Raw genomic sequence first — 17,586 nt, forward strand, 5'->3', positions numbered from 1 at the left:
ACCGCCGGTGTGGTTACCCGTTGCGGATGCCGGGAGGGGCCGAAGAGTGATGAATTGTCGCAGCCTCATCCGAAGCAGCGCACGGGAAGCCGATGTAGGGGGATTGGCGTGCAATCATCGATTGAAGAGCTGCCGTAGCACGTCGTTCATCGGCTGGCTGTCCTGCTGCGCCGCCGGCGGGTCGTCCTGGGCGGGGGACGCGTGTGGCGCCGGGGTCGACGGCGTTGCCGGCAGGCTGCGGCTGCGGCCGGTGCCTGTCGCGGTGCTAGTGCCTGGTCCCGCACCACTGGACAGCCCCTGCTGGATCAGATTGCCGATCGCCTCGCCGAGAGGACCGCCGAGCAGGTTGTTCTGTCCCGGTTGCTGGGCCTGCGGATTCGCATTGCCGGTTGCATTGCCGCCGCCCGGCGCGGTGGCTCCGCCGAGACCCAGGCTTCCCAAAATATTGCCGAGCCCCGCGCCGTCAGGCCCGAACAGGCCCTTGCCCATCTCGCGCAGCTTGGCATAGGCAGCGTCCGGATTGTCGAGCATGCCGGCCATGTCGGGGTAGATCTTCGGCTGCGACCAGCTGCCCTGGATCATCACGGGGATGCCGAACCCGACCGGGTCGGAGGTGCGGCCCTGGCCTTCGGTCGTCATCACCAGCTTGGGCTCGACGCGAAAGCCCATCATCTTGGTGTCGAGCGCGATGGTGCCGGCGCCGGTCACCCGCACCAGCGGCCCGATCAGGTTGAGATCGGTCGTCACCGCCTGCCCCTTGTCGATGCGGAAGGAGGCCGAGAGCTGCGACAGATCCGTGCTCTGCTCCTGGCTGGAGTCCTGGTTTCCTTGCCAACCCGAAAGCGTTCCGGTCGTCAGCGAGCGGATCATCTGCGCGACATTGATGCCGCGGATGGCGCCGTCCTGGAAATTGACGAAGGCCGTGCCCTGCATGTTCGCCATCAGCGCGCGCTGACTGGTGCCGGCGCTGCGCAGGGCGAGCTTGGCCTGCAGCTTGCCGTCGATCCGGTCGAATTCGGCGAGCCCCTGCAGCAGCGGCAGCGCGCGCACGCCGACGAGGTCGGAATGCATGGCAAAGCTCGGCGCGCCGGTGGTCGCATCCAGGATCACCTCGCCCGAGACCTGGCCGCCATAGGCACCGAGATTGGCGGTGCCGGCCTTCAGCACGCCGCCGGCGAGCTTTGCGTCGAGCGCCAGCGGCGCAAGGCGCGCATCGCCGATCACGGCCTCGTTCGCCGAGATCCTCACTTGCGCATCGACGTAATTGAGCCCGGACACGTCGATCGGCGCATTGCTCCAGGGCTGTCCCGCTGCACCATCGGGCGTTTTCGCCAGGGGGATCGCGAGCCGCTGGAAATCGAGATCGACCTTGACCAGCGGCTTGCTCGCGATGTCGACCGAAGCCCAGCCGTTGAAGGCGCCGTCGCCGAGCCGGCCGCTCACGCCGTTGATCATCACGACATCGCCATTCAGCCGCATCTCGGCATGACCGGTGAGCTGGGACTTCAGCACGTCAGGCATGTCGATGGCGAAATCCACCGGAACGGTCGGCCGCTCGGCCGGCGGCGTCGGCGCCGTCGCCTTGATGTCGAACTTGGTCGGGTGATCGCCGACCCGCGCAGTGCCGGTGATGTCAACCTTGCGGTCGCGGCCGACGACGGCGTCGGCGTTGATGGCGCTGATGCGGCCCTCGACGCGGTCGCGCAGGCGCGCGAATGCGACCTCGCCGTCGATGAGCTTGACGCGGTCGATGGTCGCCCCGGCCGTGTCGAGCGCGATCGGCTTCGACGCGGCGCCGGCGTTCGGCAGGCGCTCGCGCAGCAGCGGCTGGTAGAGCACGGGATGGGTGACGACGAGCTCGCTGATCCTGGGGGTGCCCGACCACACGCTGGAGAGCGACATGTCGGCCTGCACGCTGTCGACCGTCAGACGCGTGATGCCGCTGCGGTCCTTGGGGTCCTGGAGCGTCAGGTCGTTCAGCGTGACGTTCAGCGTCGGCCACAGGCTGATCTTCGTGGTGCCGTCGATCGACAGGCGATAGCCCGTCGCGCTCTCGACGCGCGCGGCGATCGTCGAGGTCAGGAAGCCCGAGGGGATTCCGACCACGAGCAGAAGCGCGATCACGATGATGATAGCGGCGACCGCGGCGCCGGCGAATTTCACTGCTCTCATGTCGACTTTCCAACGACGGACGAACGGCGCCGAACCCGGCCGCTCACCCGTCCCTTGCGCGTGAGTTTATCCCCGGACGGGAAGCCGCTCCAAGCGGTCAAAAATAGTCAGGGGGTGCTGCAAAGTTATGTGACTTATGACACACTTCTCCGGTGCGGTTTTACGCGATCCTGAAGTTGATGGTTCCAAGCGATTTGCCGGTGACGTTGACAAGCAAATTCACAAGGACGTTCAAATGAGCAAACAGGCCGAATTTGCGGTCATCCTGAAGATGAACCCGATGTTCGCCGATCTCGGCGCGGACGAGCTCCAGCGGCTGTCCAATCTCTGCCACACCCAGCATCTGGCGAACGGCGAGGTGCTGTTCCAGAAGGGCGATGCCGGGGATGCGCTGTTCGGGGTGCGCCGCGGCCAGGTCCGCATCGAGACCGGCGCCTCCGACGGCAGCCGGCTGACGCTGAATTTCATGGGGCCCGGCGATCTGTTCGGCGAGGTCGCGGTGCTGGACGGCCAGGACCGTACGGCGGACGCGACCGCAGGCGAAGCCAGCGAATTGTTCGTGCTGCGGCGCGAAGACTTCCTCGGCTTCCTCGAGCGCGAGCCCAAGGTCGCGATCAAGATCATCGCGCTGCTTTGCCAGCGCATCCGCTGGCAGAGCGAGCGCATGGAAGAGTCCATGCTGCAGCCGCTGCCGGTGCGCCTGGCGCGGCGGCTCTGCGCGCTCGCCGCCGATTTCGGCTCGGAGGTGCACATCTCGCAGGAACAGCTCGGCGTCTTCGTCGGCGCCGCCCGCGAGAGCGTCAACCGCCAGCTCCAGGCCTGGCGCAAGGAAGCGATCCTCGATCTCCAGCGCGGCCGGATATTGCTGCGGAACATGACCAAGCTGACCGCGATCGCGCGGAACGAGTAAGGGGGCTAGGTGCGCTCCTCGCGACCGTGCCAGAGCCGCGTGATGAGAATATCGCCGGACTCCGCAACAATGACGTATCGCACGATGTAACCGGCTGAACCGAACCGGATAACAATCTGGCGGATGCCGTTCTCTTCCGTTGGTTTGCCAAGGGAGGGAAACTCCGACAGCCGATCGATGGCTGTCCAGATCAATCGCAAGGCACGTGTCGCGGCTTCGGGATTGACTGCGTCAAGGAAGCTTCGCAGCCGCTCAATATCCTCCAGAGCGGCAGGCGAAAGCAGGATCATTTGATCTTGCGTGGTTGTGGGCGAGGCAGCTCGTTGGCTGAACCCCAGCTTGCCACCCATGCTTTGACGTCGTCGAGGGGAACGGCAAGTCCGGTGCGCTTGAATTCCTCATAGCGATCGCGATCCTCTGCGAGATCCGGACCTGAAAGGTCGATGACCGAATCCAGCAGCGCGACGGCCTCGGCGAGCACCGTTGCAACATCCTTGCCGCGCTCAGAGGCGATCTCCCTGAGACGGGCATCAGTGTCAGCGTCGATTTCAAGCGTGCGGCTTACGAGGTTCATCTTCAAAAGATAACACTTCACCTGCGCATGTCGAGCCCGCGATCGCGGAGAAATATCTACTCCGCCGCAGGGTGCACGAGGTTCTTCGGCGCGGGCCCCGCTTCCTTAGGCGCCGCCCCGTGATGCTCGGCGGTCTCCGCATCCTCGCTGTGCACGATCAGGCGCTTGCCAAAACGCCAGATCAGGGCGCCGAGATCGTCCATCACCATGAACATCGCGGGCACGAACACCAGCGACAGGATGGTCGAGAAGAGCAGGCCGCCGATCACCGCGAGCGCCATCGGCGAGCGGAATTCGCCGCCGGCGCCGACCGCGAGCGCGCTCGGCATCATGCCCGCGGCCATGGCGATCGTGGTCATCACGATCGGGCGGGCACGCTTCATGCCGGCGTCGATCATGGCCTCCTCGCGCGGCTTGCCGTCGCGGATCGCTTCGATCGCGAACTCCACCAGCATGATCGCGTTCTTGGTGACGATGCCCATCAGCATCAGGATGCCGATCCACACCGGCGTCGTGAGCTGCTTGCCGGTGATGAGCAGGGCGGCGATGGCGCCGCCGATCGAGAGCGGCAGCGAGAACAGGATGGTGATCGGCTGCAGGAAGGTGCCGAACAGCAGCACCAGCACGGCATAGACCATCATCAGACCCGCCGTGATCGCGGTGGCGAAGCCGTCGGACAGCTCGTTCAGGCTTTCGGCATCGCCCGAGGGTGAGACCTTCACGCTCTTCGGCAAGGTCTTCATGACGGGCAGGTCGTAGATCTTCTTGGTGGCGTCGCCGAGCGCGGCGGAGCCGACGAGGTCGGCCGCGACCGTAGCCTGCCGCTCGCGGTCGTAGCGGTTGATGCTGGTCGGACCCTGGTCGAGCTTGACGTCGGCGATGACCGAGAGCGGCACGCCGCCCTTCTCGCCGCGCTCGCCGAGCGGCACGCGCAATTGCTCGAGCGTCTTCAGATTGCCGCGCGCGGCGTCCTCGAGCTGGACCCGGATCGGCACCAGGCGGTCGCCGACGTCGAATTTCGCGAGCGCCGGCCCGACGTCGCCGATGGTGGCGACGCGGATGGTCTGCGACAGGCTTTCGGTGGAGACGCCGAGGCGGGCGGCGAGATCGGCGCGCGGCTCGATGCGCAGCTCGGGCCGCTCCAGCGTGGTTTCCGAGATCACGTTGGAGATGGTCGGAATCCGCTTCATCTGCGTCGCGAGCTCGCTGGCGACGTTGTTGACGATGTTGGCGTCGACGCCGGTCACGACCAGCGAGATCGCGCGCAGGCCGTTCTCGTCGAGGAACCAGAAACGGATGTCCGGAATGTTCTCCAGCTCCTGGCTGATCGAGAATTCCAGCTCGCGCTGGGTGATGTCGCGATCGGCCTTGGGCGTGTAATTGATGATCAGGGCGGCGCGCCGGACTTCCTGGGTGCCGGGTGGAACGCGGCCGCCGTCGACGAAGATGCTCTTCACCTCGGGCCGCTTGCGCAGCCGCGCGACGATGTCCTCGGTGACCTTCTCGGTGTAGGCGAGCTGGGTGCCGGGCGGCAGCTCGAGCGCCAGCAGCGAGCGTGCGCTGTCCTGCGCCGGCAGGAAGCCCTGCGGCAGCAGCGTGATGCTCCAGATCGAGGCGGCGAAGATGCCGAAGCCGATCAGCACCGTGATGAAATAGTGCTTCACCGACCAGGCAACGATCCCATGATAGGACCGCAAGATGCGGCCGGGCGGCGGCTCCTCGTGATGGCCATGCTTGAGGAAGTAGGCGGCCAGCACCGGCGTGACGAAGCGCGCGGCGAGCAGCGAGAAGAATACCTGCACCGAGACGGTGATGCCGAACTGCTTGAAGAACTGCCCGGCGATGCCCGACATGAAGCTTGCGGGCGCGAAGATCGCGATGATCGTGAGCGAGATCGCGATCACCGCGAGGCCGATCTCGTCGGCTGCTTCCAGCGCGGCACGGTAGGGCGATTTGCCCATGTTCATGTGCCGGACGATGTTCTCGATCTCGACGATGGCGTCGTCGACGAGAATACCCGTCGACAGCGTGATGGCGAGGAAGCTGACGAGGTTCAGCGAGAAGCCGAGCAGGTCCATCGCCCAGAACGCCGGGAAGATCGACAGCGGCAGCGAGATCGCGGCGATGATGGTGGCGCGCAGGTCGCGCAGGAACAGCAGCACGATGACGACGGCGAGGATGGCGCCCTCGAACAGGGTCGAGATCGCCGCTTCGTAATTGCCGTTGGTGTATTCGACCGAGGTGTCGATCAGCTTGAGGTCGACGTCGGGATAGGCGGCCTTGAGCGCGTCGATGCGCTTCTGCACGGCGGCGGCGACCTTCACGTCGCTGGCGCCCTTGGAGCGCTTGATGCCGAGCGCGACCACCGGCTCGCCGTTGAAGCGGGCGAAGGTGCGGCGGTCGGCGATGGTGTCGGTGACGGTGCCGAGATCGTCCAGCCGCACCTCGCCGCCGCCGAACAGCGGAACCATGGTGCCGGCGAGATCGCCCAGCGTCTTGGCGCCGGCGAGCGTGCGGATCGCCTGGTCGTTCTTGCCGATCTCGGCGCGGCCGCCGGCGACGTCGACATTGGTGCCGCGCAGGCTCTGGCTGACATTGACCGCGGTCAGTCCCATCGCCTGCAGGCGGTCGGGATCGAGCGAGACCAGGATTTCGCGCTCGACACCGCCGATGCGCTCGACCTGGGCGACGCCGCGCACGCCCTGCAGCGCGCGCTTGACCACGTCGTCGACGAAATAGGACAGCTGCTCCGGCGTCTTGCCGGGCGAGATCGCGGCATAGGTGACGATCGGCAGGCCGATGACGTCGACGCGCTGGATCAGCGGCTCGGTGACGTTCTGCGGCAGGTTCGAGCGCACGCGCGTCACCGCGTCCTTGACGTCGTTGAGCGCGCGGTCGGTGTTTGTCTCCAGCGCGAACTGGATGGTGGTCACCGACAGACCGTCGGTGATCGACGAGGTGATGTGCCTGACGCCCTCGACGCCGGAGACGGCGTCTTCAACCGTCTTGGTGACCTGGGATTCAAGCTCGGCGGGCGCCGCGCCGAATTGCGACACCGCGACCGAGATCACGGGGATGTCGGCCGAGGGCAGCCGCGTCACCGCGAGCTTCACGAAGGAGGTCCAGCCGAGCACCAGAAGGATGATCGAAAAGACGACCGAGGGCAGCGGGTGACGGATCGACCATGCCGAAATATTGAGAGCCATCAGCGTACCCGCGTGCGATCGAGTTCATCGGCGAACATGGTCTTGATCTGGTCGCCGTCATGGAGCGAAGAGCCGGCGTCGGCCACGACGATTTCGCCGACCTCGAGCCCTTCCAGGATTTCGGTCGCGGTATCGGACGACAGTCCGACCCGCACCTTGCGCGTCTCGACCGTGTTGCCTTTGACGACCTGCACGGTGAGATGGTCGATCGCGGTCTTGGGGACCGCGACGCCGCAGCTTCGCTTGGCGTCGATCGAGGCTCGGGCGAACACGCCGACCTTCAGCGAGGGATTGTTGGTGACGCTGATGCGGACGCGGCCGAGCTGCGTGGTGCGGTCGATCTCGGGCGCGACCAGCCGCACCCGTCCGATCAGATCGGGCGCGTCGTCGCGGCTGATGCGCACGGTCGCGCCGGGGCTGAGCTTGGGCATGTGGACCGCCGGAACCTGAGCGTCGAGCTCGATCTCGTTGTTGACGGCGATGCGGAACATCGGGCCGGCCTGCGGGGACGCGGGCGCGCCGACGATGGTGCGGACCTCGGTGACGAGACCCGGCGCAGGTGCCTTCAGCGAGATCGGGCCTTGCGGGCCCGGCCGCTGCGGCTGGCCCGGAATCTGCGGCGGCGCGGTCAGGCGCGCCAGCTCCTGGTTGTCGGTGACCAGAGTACCTTCAGTGACGAAGAGGTCGGTGACCCTGGAGCCTTCCTGGTCGGCGACGACCACGGCTTCGCGGCGCGGCACGAAGAAGCCGGTCACCCGCACGAGGTCGGAGAAGCAGGCATTGGTCGACTTCGTCACGATGACGAGCGCCGTGCTCGGCGTCTCCTTCGCCTCGGGGCGGCGCCGATGCTCGAACAGATAATAGCCGACGCCGAGGGCCACGACGAAGGCCACGGTTCCGGCTGGCTTGAGATATTCGGAAAGGTTCATCGCCGGATCATCCTGGCCTGGCTCACGGCCGTCCGCACGAGGCCCATGAAGAGCATTTCCCTGAAATAAAGCGGCGTCCCGCAAGGCTGCGGGACGCGCTTTGGAAGCGAGACTTTACACCACATCACGACGGGTCACTGCAAAGGATTACGTCGTGCTTACTTCGAGGCCGTGGTCTTGTTTTCCATGTTGACCACCTGCACGCGGCGGTTGACCTCGGCCATGGGCTGGCTCGGGTCCTTCAGCTTGCTCTTGCCGTAGCCGACGGTGACGAGGTCGGTCGCCGAGATGCTGTACTTCTCGACGAGGTAGCGCTTGATCGAATCCGCGCGGCGCTCCGACAGGTCCTGGTTGTAGCCCTCGCCGCCGGCGGCGTCGGTGTGGCCGGCGACTACGAAGGTCGAGCCCTTCAGGTCGGGGCTGGTCAGCGCGCGGCCGAGCGCCTGCACGGAAGCAAGCGACTTGGCGCTGATATTGGCGGAGTTGTAGTCGAAGGTGATTTCGAGATCGATGTTCGGCTTGTCCTTGGCGACGGACGCGATCTCCTCGCGCTCGGTCGACGACAGCGAGCGCGTCGAGCGGCCGCGCACGGACTGGATCAGCTTGGTCTCGGCCGCATTAGGCGCGGGATCGGCCTGCGGCGCGCCGATCGAGAGGCCGCGGGTCAGCGGCTTCTTCGCCGGCGGCGCCAGCGCGCGAAGGATCTCGTCCTCGGTGACGTTCTTGCTGTTGCCGTCGTCGCCGGCGAATGCGGGGGCGGCCGGCAGCGACAGTGCCGCGCCGATAGCCATGATGGACAGGATTGCGGTCAGTCCCTTTGCAGCCAATCTCATAGCTAGTCCCTCCTGCGCAGCCGTGCCCGCGCGGTTCCAAAATTTCTGCAATAGGCCCCCCGGGAAAGGCCGCCTGCGGCATCCGAGCGTTAGTCTTCCGTGGGCCGCCAAGGGTTCGAGGCGTCGGCGGCCTCAACCCAAAAAAATACTAGCGGACTCCGTAGCTTGCGAATTCCTGAACGATGTTCGGATCCATCGCCTTGGCGTTGGCAATGTCCAGCGCGCCTTCCTGGGCGGAGCCGTTACGCTGCTTGGCGAGGCCGCGGCCGTAGAGCGAGGAGGTCAGCCGCGGATTGATCCTCAGGGCCGCATCGAAATCGGCGATCGCATTCTTGACTGCGCCCGACTTCAGATTGACGAGCCCGCGGCTGTCCAGCGCATCGACGAAGTTCGGCCGCAGCCGCAACGCCTCGTTGCAATCCTTCAGCGCGCCCTGGAGGTCGCCGATCACGGTGCGGGTCCAGCAGCGGTTGTTCAGCGCCTCGACGTCCTTCGAATTGATCCGGAGCGTGTCGTCGAAATCCTTGATGGCGAGGTTGTAGGCGCCCTTGCTGGCATAGACCTGGCCGCGCCGGTACAGCGCGTTCACGTCGTCGGGATTGGCCGCGATCTTGGCCGTCAGGCCCTTGATGGTGGGATCTTCCGCCAGGACGGCCGCGCTCGGCCCGCCATCCGCGTTCGGCGCGGGTGCGGGCGCGGGATCGGCGGGTTTCGCCGGCGGTGGCGGCGGGGGCAGGGCGGCCTCGACCTGCGGCTTCGGCGACGGAGCCGGTGCGGGCGGCGGGGGCGGAGGGGCAGGCGCAGCAACATTGTCAGCCGGCTTCGAGGGCGCGGGCGGCGCCGGCGGTGACGGCGGCGCGGGTGGTGCCGGCGGTGGGTTGTTGGCGACGACGGGCGGCGCAGGCGGCGGGGGCGCCGTCGTGGTTGTCGTCGGGCGCGAGCCGGCGGCGCCCGGAATGAAGGAGAAATCCTCGGCCAGCGAAGAGGAGATCCACGGCACCTGCTCGCCGCGCGAGGCGCGGGTGACGCCCATCTTGGTGCGGTTCAGCGTCTCCTCGGCCATCAGGTCGGGGACGCGGATTTCCTTCAGCAGTTCCTGCACGAACAGGCTGTGCTCGCCGCCGGCGTCCGAGACCACCGAGGCCAGCGCCGCCGAATACATCACCAACGTGCCGTTCGGCGCGATGACGGGCGTGAGGCCCGCCGAGAAGCTGCGGAACCGGCGCTCGAACGGGTTGCGCCTGGAGGCATCGATCAGCGCGATCTTGACGCCGGCGCCGCGCGTGTTGAGCTCGCCGAGCACGGTCTCGAGGCTGAACCCGTCGCGGCGCACGTCGGATTCGGTCCAGATCTGCGCATCGACCGGTAGCATGTAGCTCTGGCGTGCCGACTGGATGCCGAAGCCGCTGAAGAACACCAGCGCCACCGAGCCCGGCTTGATCTTGCCATAGAGCTTGTCGAAGGCGCGGCGCATGCCGTCGCCGGTCAGGTTCTCGCCGATCTCGACCGAGAAGCCGTCGCGCTTGAGCTCATCGGCCATGTCGCGCGCATCGTTGAGCGGTTCCTTCAGCGGAGCATCCGCATCCGGATATTTGGCGTTGCCGATGACCAGCGCATAGCGGTCGCCGGCCGCCAGCGATGGCGCAGTCGGGACGAGCGAAACGAGCAACGGGAGAAGGAAAAGAAAGCGAATTTTCATAATCAGCGCGGTCCAGCCAAAAAGGCGCCGTTCCAGCTTGCGCCGCGGCGACCTTAACTTACGCTCTATGCATTATCAAACCGGGGGGAGGGGGCGTCAACCTCTTGGAGATTCGGCATTATCGCGGCGATTGACCGCAACGCAGGGGTGCGCGGGTAGCGGAATGAACGGGCTGTCATGTTTGGTTCGCCCCGACCTTGTTGGGCATGGCAGCGGCCATGTTTGCGGCAGTCATGTTAGGAGACTCATGGCGACGAAAATGTGATTGGTCTCACATTGCAGGCCCGGTCGTAGCAAGCCCCGGCTGTTTGACCTTTGCGGCGGACGATGGCTTGGTACGTCCGCTCGTTCAGCTTCCCTCACAAAAAAGCAAAGCCAAGAGCCATGGGAAACGTCTACGAAATCTACGCCCTGCGCTATGCGACGATGTCGCCGCGCACCCCCAGCATGAACTTCCTGGCGCCCGATCCGCATGACAGCGCGGCGCAGGATCTCGACTATTTCGTCTGGCTGATCCGCGGTGGAGGGCGCGACATCCTGGTCGATACCGGCTTCAATGCCGAGGAGGCGAGCGCGCGGGCGCGCAAGCTGACGCTCAATCCGGTCGATGCGCTGGAGCGCTTTGGTGTTGCGGCTTCGAGCATCCGCGACGTCATCGTGACGCATCTGCATTACGACCATGCCGGCAATCTCGACCGCTTTCCGAACGCGCGCTTCCATCTTCAGGAGCGCGAGATGGCTTACGCGACGGGACGCTGCATGTGCAACGGACTGCTGCGACATCCGTTCTCGGTCGAGCACGTCACGCAGATGGTGCGCCATGTCTATGGCGAGCGCGTCACGTTTTATTCTGGCGACGGCGAGGTCGCGCCCGGCGTCACCGTGCACCGGGTCGGCGGCCATTCCGACGGCTTGCAGGTGGTGAAGGTCGAGACCGCGCGCGGGCCCGTGGTTCTGGCATCCGATGCCGCGCACTACTACGCCAATCTCCAGCGCAAGAGCCCATTCCCGATCGTCTACAATGTCGGTGACATGGCGCAAGGCTGGGAGACGATCGAACGCCTCGCCGGCCACCCCGACCGCTACATTCCCGGCCACGATCCGATCGTGACGGAAATCTATCCGCGCGCCAGCGACAAGGTCGATGCGTGGGCGCTGCATTTGCCGCCGACGCGCTCGTTTGCGAAGTGACGGCGTAGTCGTCATTCCGGGGCGCGCGCAGCGCGAACCCGGAATCCAGAAGTTGTCGCGCGAGATTCCGGGTTCGCCGCTGTCGCGGCGCCCCGGAATGACAGCACCAGCTAATACTCGGCCGCTTCACCGCTCAAGCGTGGCGAGATAGGCGGCAAGTGGCAAAAAGTCCGCCTCGTTGAGCGTTTTGACCACATCGATCATCGGCTTGCTCTCCGGCCCAGCGCGGAAGCCGTGCCGGTATTCGTAGAGCTGGCGGAAAACGTAGGTCGGCGAGCGCCCGGCGATGCCCGGCACGACGTCGGTGCCGGTCAGCTTCTCGCCATGGCAGCCGGCGCAGGCGATCTCCGGCTTCGCGACCAGCCCACGACCGGCAGCGACGCTACCGGGCGGCACGTAGGCGGTAAAGCGGACGCGCGCGTCGCGGTTGACGAAGCGGCCGACGTCCGCCGGTGTCTCGATGATGCGCATGCCGATCAGCTCGCGTTCATCGCCTTTGGTGACGAAGAACCAGCCGGCGACCGTCGGTTTCGGCACGGTCTCGGTCTCCACCACATCAACCAACTTCTTTGGCTTGATGGCGGCAAAATATTCAGCCGCCGCCTTGATCTCATCGTCGTTCGCTGCCTTCGCGAGCGAGATCATCCATGCTTGCGGAATGCGGTCGGGTCGTGCTGTCGCGCGTTTGCCGCTCCTGTAGTCTTGCATCTGTCGAATGAAATAGGCCACCGGCAGGCCGGCGATGTCGGCGTTCTCCGGACCACCCGTTCCAGAGGCGCGATGGCAGAAGCCGCAGGCGTAGACGTCAGGCGCGCGGCCGCTCGCCACCACCGTCGGCATCGCCGGATGGTCACCCGGGTGCCAATCCGGTGCAAGGAAGCGATCGCGCGTTTGTGGAGCCGTATAGCTCACCGTGCTGTCGGGAACGTGGCGAGGTTGGCCGTCATCGGACGGCGGCTTGAAGTCAGGCGGATTGTAAGTGTAGGCCCAGAACGGCGGCTTATCGGTGGTCTGCGCTTGCGCGCCCGCCGCAGATACGAAAATCATGGGCAGTGCAACTAACGCCTGAAAAGTCGCTCCCAACCGTGCCATGTTCGCCTCCGGCTTTCGGGCAGCGAAGAGAAACAGACTAGCCTTGAATCCGCGCGGGAACAATTGGCTTGCTTGTTATTGAGGCCGGTCGTCCTGAGGCCCGCTTCGGGCCATAAGCTGAACATGCGAAATACCGATGATCTACGGGAGCGTGTTCTTCGGGCCGCAGATAACAGGAGATCAGATGACGCACTACATTATCTACTTCAACCAGCAATGGGTCGGTGATCACTCCAAAGAGTGGTTTCAGTCCCGTGGGCCATTGGTCAGGGCAGTCGTAGCGGAGATGAAGGAGGCGGGCGTGCTCATCTTCGCCGCGGGAGTAGATGAAGACCTGAGCAAGGCTTTCAGTGCTGACGAGACCAGCGGCGAACTGCATTTCGGCGAAGGTCGGTATTCCAATGTCCCCGAATATCTCGGTGGCTTCACCGTCGTCGATGTCTCCAATCAGGAGTCCGCAAAGTTTTGGGCCGGCAAGATCGCAACGGCTTGTGGCTGGCCACAAGAGGTCCGACCACTCCATGTATGACGGTTGCAGGACATGGGGCCGAACCGACGCTGAGGTCAAATGACGGAACGTTTCGCGTCGTTCATGATGACTGGTTTGGGTCAAAAGCGTCGGTTTGAGTCTCGGCCGGCGACTTCCGGCCTGACCCCTTCTTCGGACACGTTCAGCCTCTGAGACGGGCATCTGGCGTGGTGTCAACGAGCGCCGGCAGGATTCCTGCAAGCAACGATGTCGCCGGGGGATTTTCGAGCCGCTGGCTCCGGCGGAGAGAATACCGCCAAATATCCTCCGTCACCTGCGAGCTTATATGTGGCTATCTCGCGATAGCCGACGGCGGTCAATTCGCAGCGCAAGAGCTCAATTGGCGTGCCATGCTTCGACGTCGGAAGCTCGAGATCGACAATTCCGACCCGCGCACCCTGCTTCAAGGCGGGCGCGAGGTTGTAGAGGAAGGCATAGGGTTGGGCTATCTCGTGATACATATGCACGAGGATTGCGGCATCCAGCGAGGAAGCGGTCAGACGCGGGTCGTGTGGTTCGCCGAGCGCGAATTGCACATTCGTCAGCTTCAGACGTTCTGTTCGCCTGGTGAGTTCGATGAGGTAATCCCGCGTGACGTCCTGGGCAATGACAGAGCCGGCGGGTCCCACGAGGGGAGAGAGCCTGACCGTGTGGTAGCCATCGCCTGCTCCAATGTCGCCGACTGTCATGCCTGGTTTCAGCTCAAGAATACGTGCGATTTGACCGGCCTCATCGAGGGCGTCGCGGCGCTCTTCGGCGGCGCGACGTGGGCTGACGATCCGTGCAACAGGGCGCTGCGGTGCGGGAAACTCGTTTGCAGCGACTCCGGGGGGAGCCAGATAACCTATGTCAGCGGCGTATGCGCGAGTCGCGGCAAGCGCCACAAGGAGCGCCGCTATACAAGCCAGTGCCGTCACGGGCCTACCAAGCTTCCTCAACCGGACCCCCAACGCCGTCGGCGCCTCTATGAGTCCCTAATACGCCTGCTTCGCGTCGGCTTCTTCGCTGGTCTGGATCAAATCGAGGCTCGTTTCGATCTTGCCGAGCAGGGCCGAGAGCTGCTTGCGCTCCTGTGCGGAGAGGCAGGCGAGGATCTCGTCCTCACGCCGCAGCAATTGCGGGAACAGCTCCTCGTAAAGCGCGCGTCCCTTCTTCGTCAGTTGCAGGCGGAATTCGCGGCGGTCGGCTTCGTTCTCGACCCGCTCGATCAGTCCTTCATTCAGCAGCGTGGTGACCGCGCGGCTGATGGTGGATTTGTGCGTGCGGGTGCATTGCGAGATGTACTGTGCGCTGCAGGCGTCAACGCGGAAGCCGAGCGTGGCGATCACGCGCCAGGCCGGAATGTCGAGGCCGTGGCGTTCCTGATATTCGACCGCGAGCGCGGAACTCACCTCCGCCGCCAGCCGGTTGAGGCGGAACGGCACGAACTTGAACAGATCGAGCCGCGCCTTTGGCCGCGGCGCAGCCTCGCTCGCCTCTTGTCTCTTCAGCGCGATGTCGCTGGATGTCCTCGCCAAGGAGAGCGCTCCGATTTCCAGTTGACGGCCGGCCGGCTCCGGTCCAAAATAGTTGCACGTGAGACTATCTAGCAGATCAGTCCTCTTCTGACCAGAGCCGAGGTTAGTGTATGGCGCCGGCCAATACGCATCAGGCCAAAACCCAGTTCGGCTATCGCCGTCATCCCGATCAGGACCGCCCCGGGCCAAGCCCCGCGGAGCATCCGGTCGTGATCGTCGGCGCCGGCCCGGTCGGGCTGTCGCTGGCGATCGATCTCGCCCAGCGCGGCCAGCGCGTCGTCCTTCTCGATGATGCCGACCGCATCGGCGAAGGCTCGCGCGCGATCTGCTTTTCGAAGCGCTCGCTGGAATATTGGGACCGGCTCGGCGTCGGCGACCGCATGGTCGACAAGGGCGTGGTGTGGAGCGTCGGCCGGATCTTTCACGGCGAATCCCAGCTCTACCAGTTCAACCTCCTGCCGGAGGACGGCCACAAGCGGCCGGCCTTCATCAACCTGCAGCAATATTACGCCGAGGCCTATCTGGTCGATCGCATCCACGAGCTGCCCGAGATCGACCTGCGCTGGCGCAACAAGGTGACGGCGCTCGAGCAGCGCAACGATTCCGCGCTGCTGACGATCGAAACGCCTGAAGGCGCCTATCGCCTGAACGCGCAATATGTCATTGCCTGCGACGGCGCACGGTCCTCGCTGCGGCAGATGGTCGGCGCAGAATTCGCCGGCCAGGTGTTCGAGGACCAGTTCCTGATCGCCGACGTCAAGATGACGGCGGAATTTCCGACCGAGCGCTGGTTCTGGTTCGATCCGCCGTTCCATGCCGGCCGTTCGGCGCTGCTGCACCGGCAGCCTGACGATGTCTGGCGCATCGATCTCCAGCTCAATCGCTACGCCGATCCCGTGGTCGAGAAGAAGCCGGAAAACGTGCGGCCGCGGATCGCGCGCATGCTGGGCCACGACAAGTTCGAGTTCGAGTGGATCTCGCTCTACAAATTCCAGTGCCGACGAATGGACCGCTTCATCCATGGCCGCGTGATTTTTGCTGGCGATTCCGCGCATCAGGTCTCGCCCTTTGGTGCGCGCGGGGCGAACTCGGGACTCGAGGACGCGGAAAATCTCTCGTGGAAACTCGATCGCGTGCTGCGCGGGACTTCGCCCGCGAGCCTGCTGGAGAGTTACCACGTCGAACGCAGCATGGCGGCGGACGAGAACATCCGCGAATCCACCCGCTCGACCGACTTCATGGCGCCGAACTCGCATCAGGAGGCGCGGCTGCGCAAGGCGGTGCTGTCGCTGGCCAAGGAGACCGAGTTCGGCAAGCGCATGGTCAATGGCGGCCGGCTGTCGGTGCCTTGCAGCTACGATACGGCGCTGTCGTCACCCGATGCCGATGCGTGGACCGGTGGTCCTCGCCCCGGCTGTTCCATGCTCGATGCGCCCATTGCAGAGCGGAGCTATCTCACGGATGCCTTCCGCAAAGGTGGAACAGACTTCACCTTGCTGTCGTTCAGCAATGGCGCGGCGCTCGATGCGCCCGACGGCGTCAAGGATATCCGCATCGGCGGAGAGGGAGAGCTTGGCGATCCCTCGGGTCTCGCCACAAAGCGCTACGACGCAGAGCCTGGTGCGGCCTATCTGCTCAGGCCCGATGGCTATGTCGCGGCGCGCTTCCGGCATCCGACGCGCGAAGCGATTCAGACAGCGCTGTCGCGTGCCGCAGGCTTGAATTGAGGTTTCGCATGCCGCTTTCCACCAGCTCGAACTTCGCACGCCCGGACGATGCCTTCCGTGCCATCGTCGAGGCGCATCGCGGTCTCACGGAGGAGCAGAGCGCCGATTTCGACGCGGCGCTGGTGCTGATCCTCGCCAACCATATCGGCGACATCGATGTGCTGCGCGAGGCGATCGGGCTCGCCAAGCGCCGCATGATCGACGGTCAGCAGCAACAACAGCAGCAACAATAACTCGTAAGGACGAATCGATGGCGAAGAACTTCGCATCCACCGGCGATCTCTCCGAGAAGAAGATCACCTTCTCCGAGATCGGCACCGATCTCTATGCCTTCACCGCCGAGGGCGATCCCAACACCGCTGTCATCGTCGGCGACGAAGGCTGTCTCGTGTTCGATGCGCAGGCAACGCCGGCGATGGCGAACAAGGTGATCGAGCGCGTCAAAACCGTCACCGACAAGCCGATCAAATATGTCGTGCTGTCGCACTATCATGCCGTGCGCGTGCTCGGGGCCTCCGCCTACAAGGCGCAAGGCATCGTCGCCTCGCAGGAGACTTATCGGCTCATCGAAGAGCGCGGCAAGCAGGATTGGGACTCCGAATACGGCCGCTTCCCGCGCCTGTTTCAGGATGCCCAAAGCATTCCCGGCCTGACCTGGCCGACGCTGACCTTCGAAGGCGAGATGTCGATCTATCTCGGCAAGCGCGAGGTGCGGCTGATGCAGCTCGGGGCAGGTCACACCTCGGGCGACATCGTCGCCTGGGTGCCGGATGCCGAGGTCATGTTCTCGGGCGACCTCATCGAGTACCACTCGGCCTGCTATTGCGGCGATGCGCATTTGCGCGAATGGCCGATGACGCTGAACGAAATCCGCAACTTCAATCCGAAGGCGATCGCGCCGGGCCGCGGCGATGCGCTGAAGGGCACGGCCACCGTGCGCGAGGCCATCGCGATGACGCGCGACTTCGTCGCCTCGCTCTATGGCGCCGCCGAAATCTCGGTCGCCAAGGGCCGCACGCTGAAGGAATCGATGGCGGCGACGCGCGAGGTGATGGATCCGAAATTCTCGAGCTTCGCCATCTACGAGCACTGCCTGCCGTTCAACGTGTCGCGCGCCTATGACGAAGCGTCAGGAATCGACGACCCCGTGATCTGGACCGACAAGCGCGACCAGGAAATGTGGGCGGCCCTGCAAGGAGGAGGATAG

16 protein-coding genes are annotated in these 17,586 nt (G+C 64.9%); 6 read left to right on the forward strand and 10 right to left on the reverse strand.

Annotated elements, in window-relative coordinates; all coding sequences use genetic code 11:
* Nucleotides 1–114: 114 nt before the first annotated feature.
* Nucleotides 115–2,172: an AsmA family protein gene (locus N2603_RS02410; RefSeq protein ID WP_260387556.1), complete on the reverse strand. Its 2,058-nt coding sequence runs from the start codon at nucleotides 2,170–2,172 to the stop codon at nucleotides 115–117.
* Nucleotides 2,173–2,407: 235 nt separating this feature from the next.
* Here N2603_RS02410 and N2603_RS02415 point away from each other — a divergent pair, with 235 nt between their 5' ends.
* Complete coding sequence (locus N2603_RS02415; protein ID WP_026312449.1) at nucleotides 2,408–3,082, forward strand: Crp/Fnr family transcriptional regulator; 675 nt, start codon at nucleotides 2,408–2,410, stop codon at nucleotides 3,080–3,082.
* 5 nt (nucleotides 3,083–3,087) lie between these two features.
* On the opposite strand, the gene N2603_RS02420 is transcribed toward N2603_RS02415, so the two are convergent.
* The 6 genes from N2603_RS02420 to N2603_RS02445 all read right to left on the reverse strand — a co-directional run bounded on the left by N2603_RS02420 (nucleotide 3,088) and on the right by N2603_RS02445 (nucleotide 10,323).
* Nucleotides 3,088–3,372 (reverse strand): type II toxin-antitoxin system RelE/ParE family toxin, encoded by a 285-nt coding sequence (locus N2603_RS02420; protein WP_260387557.1) that lies wholly within the window; start codon nucleotides 3,370–3,372, stop codon nucleotides 3,088–3,090.
* On the reverse strand, nucleotides 3,369–3,656 hold the full coding sequence (locus N2603_RS02425) for a hypothetical protein (protein WP_260424437.1): 288 nt from the start codon (nucleotides 3,654–3,656) through the stop codon (nucleotides 3,369–3,371). Before N2603_RS02425 ends, N2603_RS02420 begins: the two co-directional genes overlap by 4 nt.
* Nucleotides 3,657–3,712: 56 nt before the next feature.
* Entirely contained in the window at nucleotides 3,713–6,862 is a 3,150-nt protein-coding gene (locus N2603_RS02430; protein ID WP_260387558.1) for an efflux RND transporter permease subunit, read from the reverse strand.
* Entirely contained in the window at nucleotides 6,862–7,791 is a 930-nt protein-coding gene (locus tag N2603_RS02435; RefSeq protein ID WP_260387559.1) for an efflux RND transporter periplasmic adaptor subunit, read from the reverse strand. Before N2603_RS02435 ends, N2603_RS02430 begins: the two co-directional genes overlap by 1 nt.
* 158 nt (nucleotides 7,792–7,949) lie before the next feature.
* A complete protein-coding gene (locus tag N2603_RS02440; protein ID WP_260387560.1) occupies nucleotides 7,950–8,624 on the reverse strand; it encodes an OmpA family protein in 675 nt (224 codons plus the stop codon).
* A 148-nt stretch (nucleotides 8,625–8,772) separates the two neighbouring features.
* Complete coding sequence (locus N2603_RS02445) at nucleotides 8,773–10,323, reverse strand: caspase family protein (protein WP_260387561.1); 1,551 nt, start codon at nucleotides 10,321–10,323, stop codon at nucleotides 8,773–8,775.
* A gap of 384 nt (nucleotides 10,324–10,707) precedes the next feature.
* Between N2603_RS02445 and N2603_RS02450 the strand changes: the two genes are divergently transcribed.
* Complete coding sequence (locus tag N2603_RS02450; RefSeq protein WP_260387562.1) at nucleotides 10,708–11,514, forward strand: N-acyl homoserine lactonase family protein; 807 nt, start codon at nucleotides 10,708–10,710, stop codon at nucleotides 11,512–11,514.
* A gap of 126 nt (nucleotides 11,515–11,640) precedes the next feature.
* Here N2603_RS02450 and N2603_RS02455 read toward each other — a convergent pair whose 3' ends face one another.
* Complete coding sequence (locus tag N2603_RS02455) at nucleotides 11,641–12,561, reverse strand: c-type cytochrome (protein WP_260387563.1); 921 nt, start codon at nucleotides 12,559–12,561, stop codon at nucleotides 11,641–11,643.
* Between the two features lie 229 nt (nucleotides 12,562–12,790).
* Between N2603_RS02455 and N2603_RS02460 the strand changes: the two genes are divergently transcribed.
* Complete coding sequence (locus N2603_RS02460; protein WP_260387564.1) at nucleotides 12,791–13,135, forward strand: YciI family protein; 345 nt, start codon at nucleotides 12,791–12,793, stop codon at nucleotides 13,133–13,135.
* Nucleotides 13,136–13,308: 173 nt separating this feature from the next.
* Here N2603_RS02460 and N2603_RS02465 read toward each other — a convergent pair whose 3' ends face one another.
* Complete coding sequence (locus N2603_RS02465) at nucleotides 13,309–14,052, reverse strand: class I SAM-dependent methyltransferase (RefSeq protein ID WP_260387565.1); 744 nt, start codon at nucleotides 14,050–14,052, stop codon at nucleotides 13,309–13,311.
* Between the two features lie 57 nt (nucleotides 14,053–14,109).
* Nucleotides 14,110–14,652 carry a MarR family winged helix-turn-helix transcriptional regulator gene (locus tag N2603_RS02470; RefSeq protein ID WP_018646236.1) on the reverse strand — a complete coding sequence of 181 codons (543 nt, stop codon included), beginning with the start codon at nucleotides 14,650–14,652 and terminating at the stop codon, nucleotides 14,110–14,112.
* Nucleotides 14,653–14,762: 110 nt separating this feature from the next.
* On the opposite strand from N2603_RS02470, the gene N2603_RS02475 reads away from it, so the two are divergent.
* The 3 genes from N2603_RS02475 to N2603_RS02485 are packed head-to-tail and all read left to right on the forward strand — an operon-like array spanning nucleotide 14,763 to nucleotide 17,586.
* Nucleotides 14,763–16,379 (forward strand): FAD-dependent oxidoreductase, encoded by a 1,617-nt coding sequence (locus N2603_RS02475; protein ID WP_260387566.1) that lies wholly within the window; start codon nucleotides 14,763–14,765, stop codon nucleotides 16,377–16,379.
* 8 nt (nucleotides 16,380–16,387) lie between these two features.
* A complete protein-coding gene (locus N2603_RS02480; RefSeq protein ID WP_025032749.1) occupies nucleotides 16,388–16,612 on the forward strand; it encodes a DUF2783 domain-containing protein in 225 nt (74 codons plus the stop codon).
* Nucleotides 16,613–16,629: 17 nt separating this feature from the next.
* Nucleotides 16,630–17,586: an MBL fold metallo-hydrolase gene (locus N2603_RS02485; RefSeq protein ID WP_260387567.1), complete on the forward strand. Its 957-nt coding sequence runs from the start codon at nucleotides 16,630–16,632 to the stop codon at nucleotides 17,584–17,586.

The organism is Bradyrhizobium huanghuaihaiense (assembly GCF_025200885.1).
GTDB lineage: Bacteria > Pseudomonadota > Alphaproteobacteria > Rhizobiales > Xanthobacteraceae > Bradyrhizobium > Bradyrhizobium huanghuaihaiense.

Coding starts and splice junctions, on each gene's coding strand:
- N2603_RS02410 (WP_260387556.1), bottom strand. CDS start 2,172: ATGAGAGCAGTGAAATTCGCCGGCGCCGCGGTCGCCGCTATCATCATC.
- N2603_RS02415 (WP_026312449.1), top strand. CDS start 2,408: ATGAGCAAACAGGCCGAATTTGCGGTCATCCTGAAGATGAACCCGATG.
- N2603_RS02420 (WP_260387557.1), bottom strand. CDS start 3,372: ATGATCCTGCTTTCGCCTGCCGCTCTGGAGGATATTGAGCGGCTGCGA.
- N2603_RS02425 (WP_260424437.1), bottom strand. CDS start 3,656: ATGAACCTCGTAAGCCGCACGCTTGAAATCGACGCTGACACTGATGCC.
- N2603_RS02430 (WP_260387558.1), bottom strand. CDS start 6,862: ATGGCTCTCAATATTTCGGCATGGTCGATCCGTCACCCGCTGCCCTCG.
- N2603_RS02435 (WP_260387559.1), bottom strand. CDS start 7,791: ATGAACCTTTCCGAATATCTCAAGCCAGCCGGAACCGTGGCCTTCGTC.
- N2603_RS02440 (WP_260387560.1), bottom strand. CDS start 8,624: ATGAGATTGGCTGCAAAGGGACTGACCGCAATCCTGTCCATCATGGCT.
- N2603_RS02445 (WP_260387561.1), bottom strand. CDS start 10,323: ATGAAAATTCGCTTTCTTTTCCTTCTCCCGTTGCTCGTTTCGCTCGTC.
- N2603_RS02450 (WP_260387562.1), top strand. CDS start 10,708: ATGGGAAACGTCTACGAAATCTACGCCCTGCGCTATGCGACGATGTCG.
- N2603_RS02455 (WP_260387563.1), bottom strand. CDS start 12,561: ATGATTTTCGTATCTGCGGCGGGCGCGCAAGCGCAGACCACCGATAAG.
- N2603_RS02460 (WP_260387564.1), top strand. CDS start 12,791: ATGACGCACTACATTATCTACTTCAACCAGCAATGGGTCGGTGATCAC.
- N2603_RS02475 (WP_260387566.1), top strand. CDS start 14,763: ATGGCGCCGGCCAATACGCATCAGGCCAAAACCCAGTTCGGCTATCGC.
- N2603_RS02480 (WP_025032749.1), top strand. CDS start 16,388: ATGCCGCTTTCCACCAGCTCGAACTTCGCACGCCCGGACGATGCCTTC.
- N2603_RS02485 (WP_260387567.1), top strand. CDS start 16,630: ATGGCGAAGAACTTCGCATCCACCGGCGATCTCTCCGAGAAGAAGATC.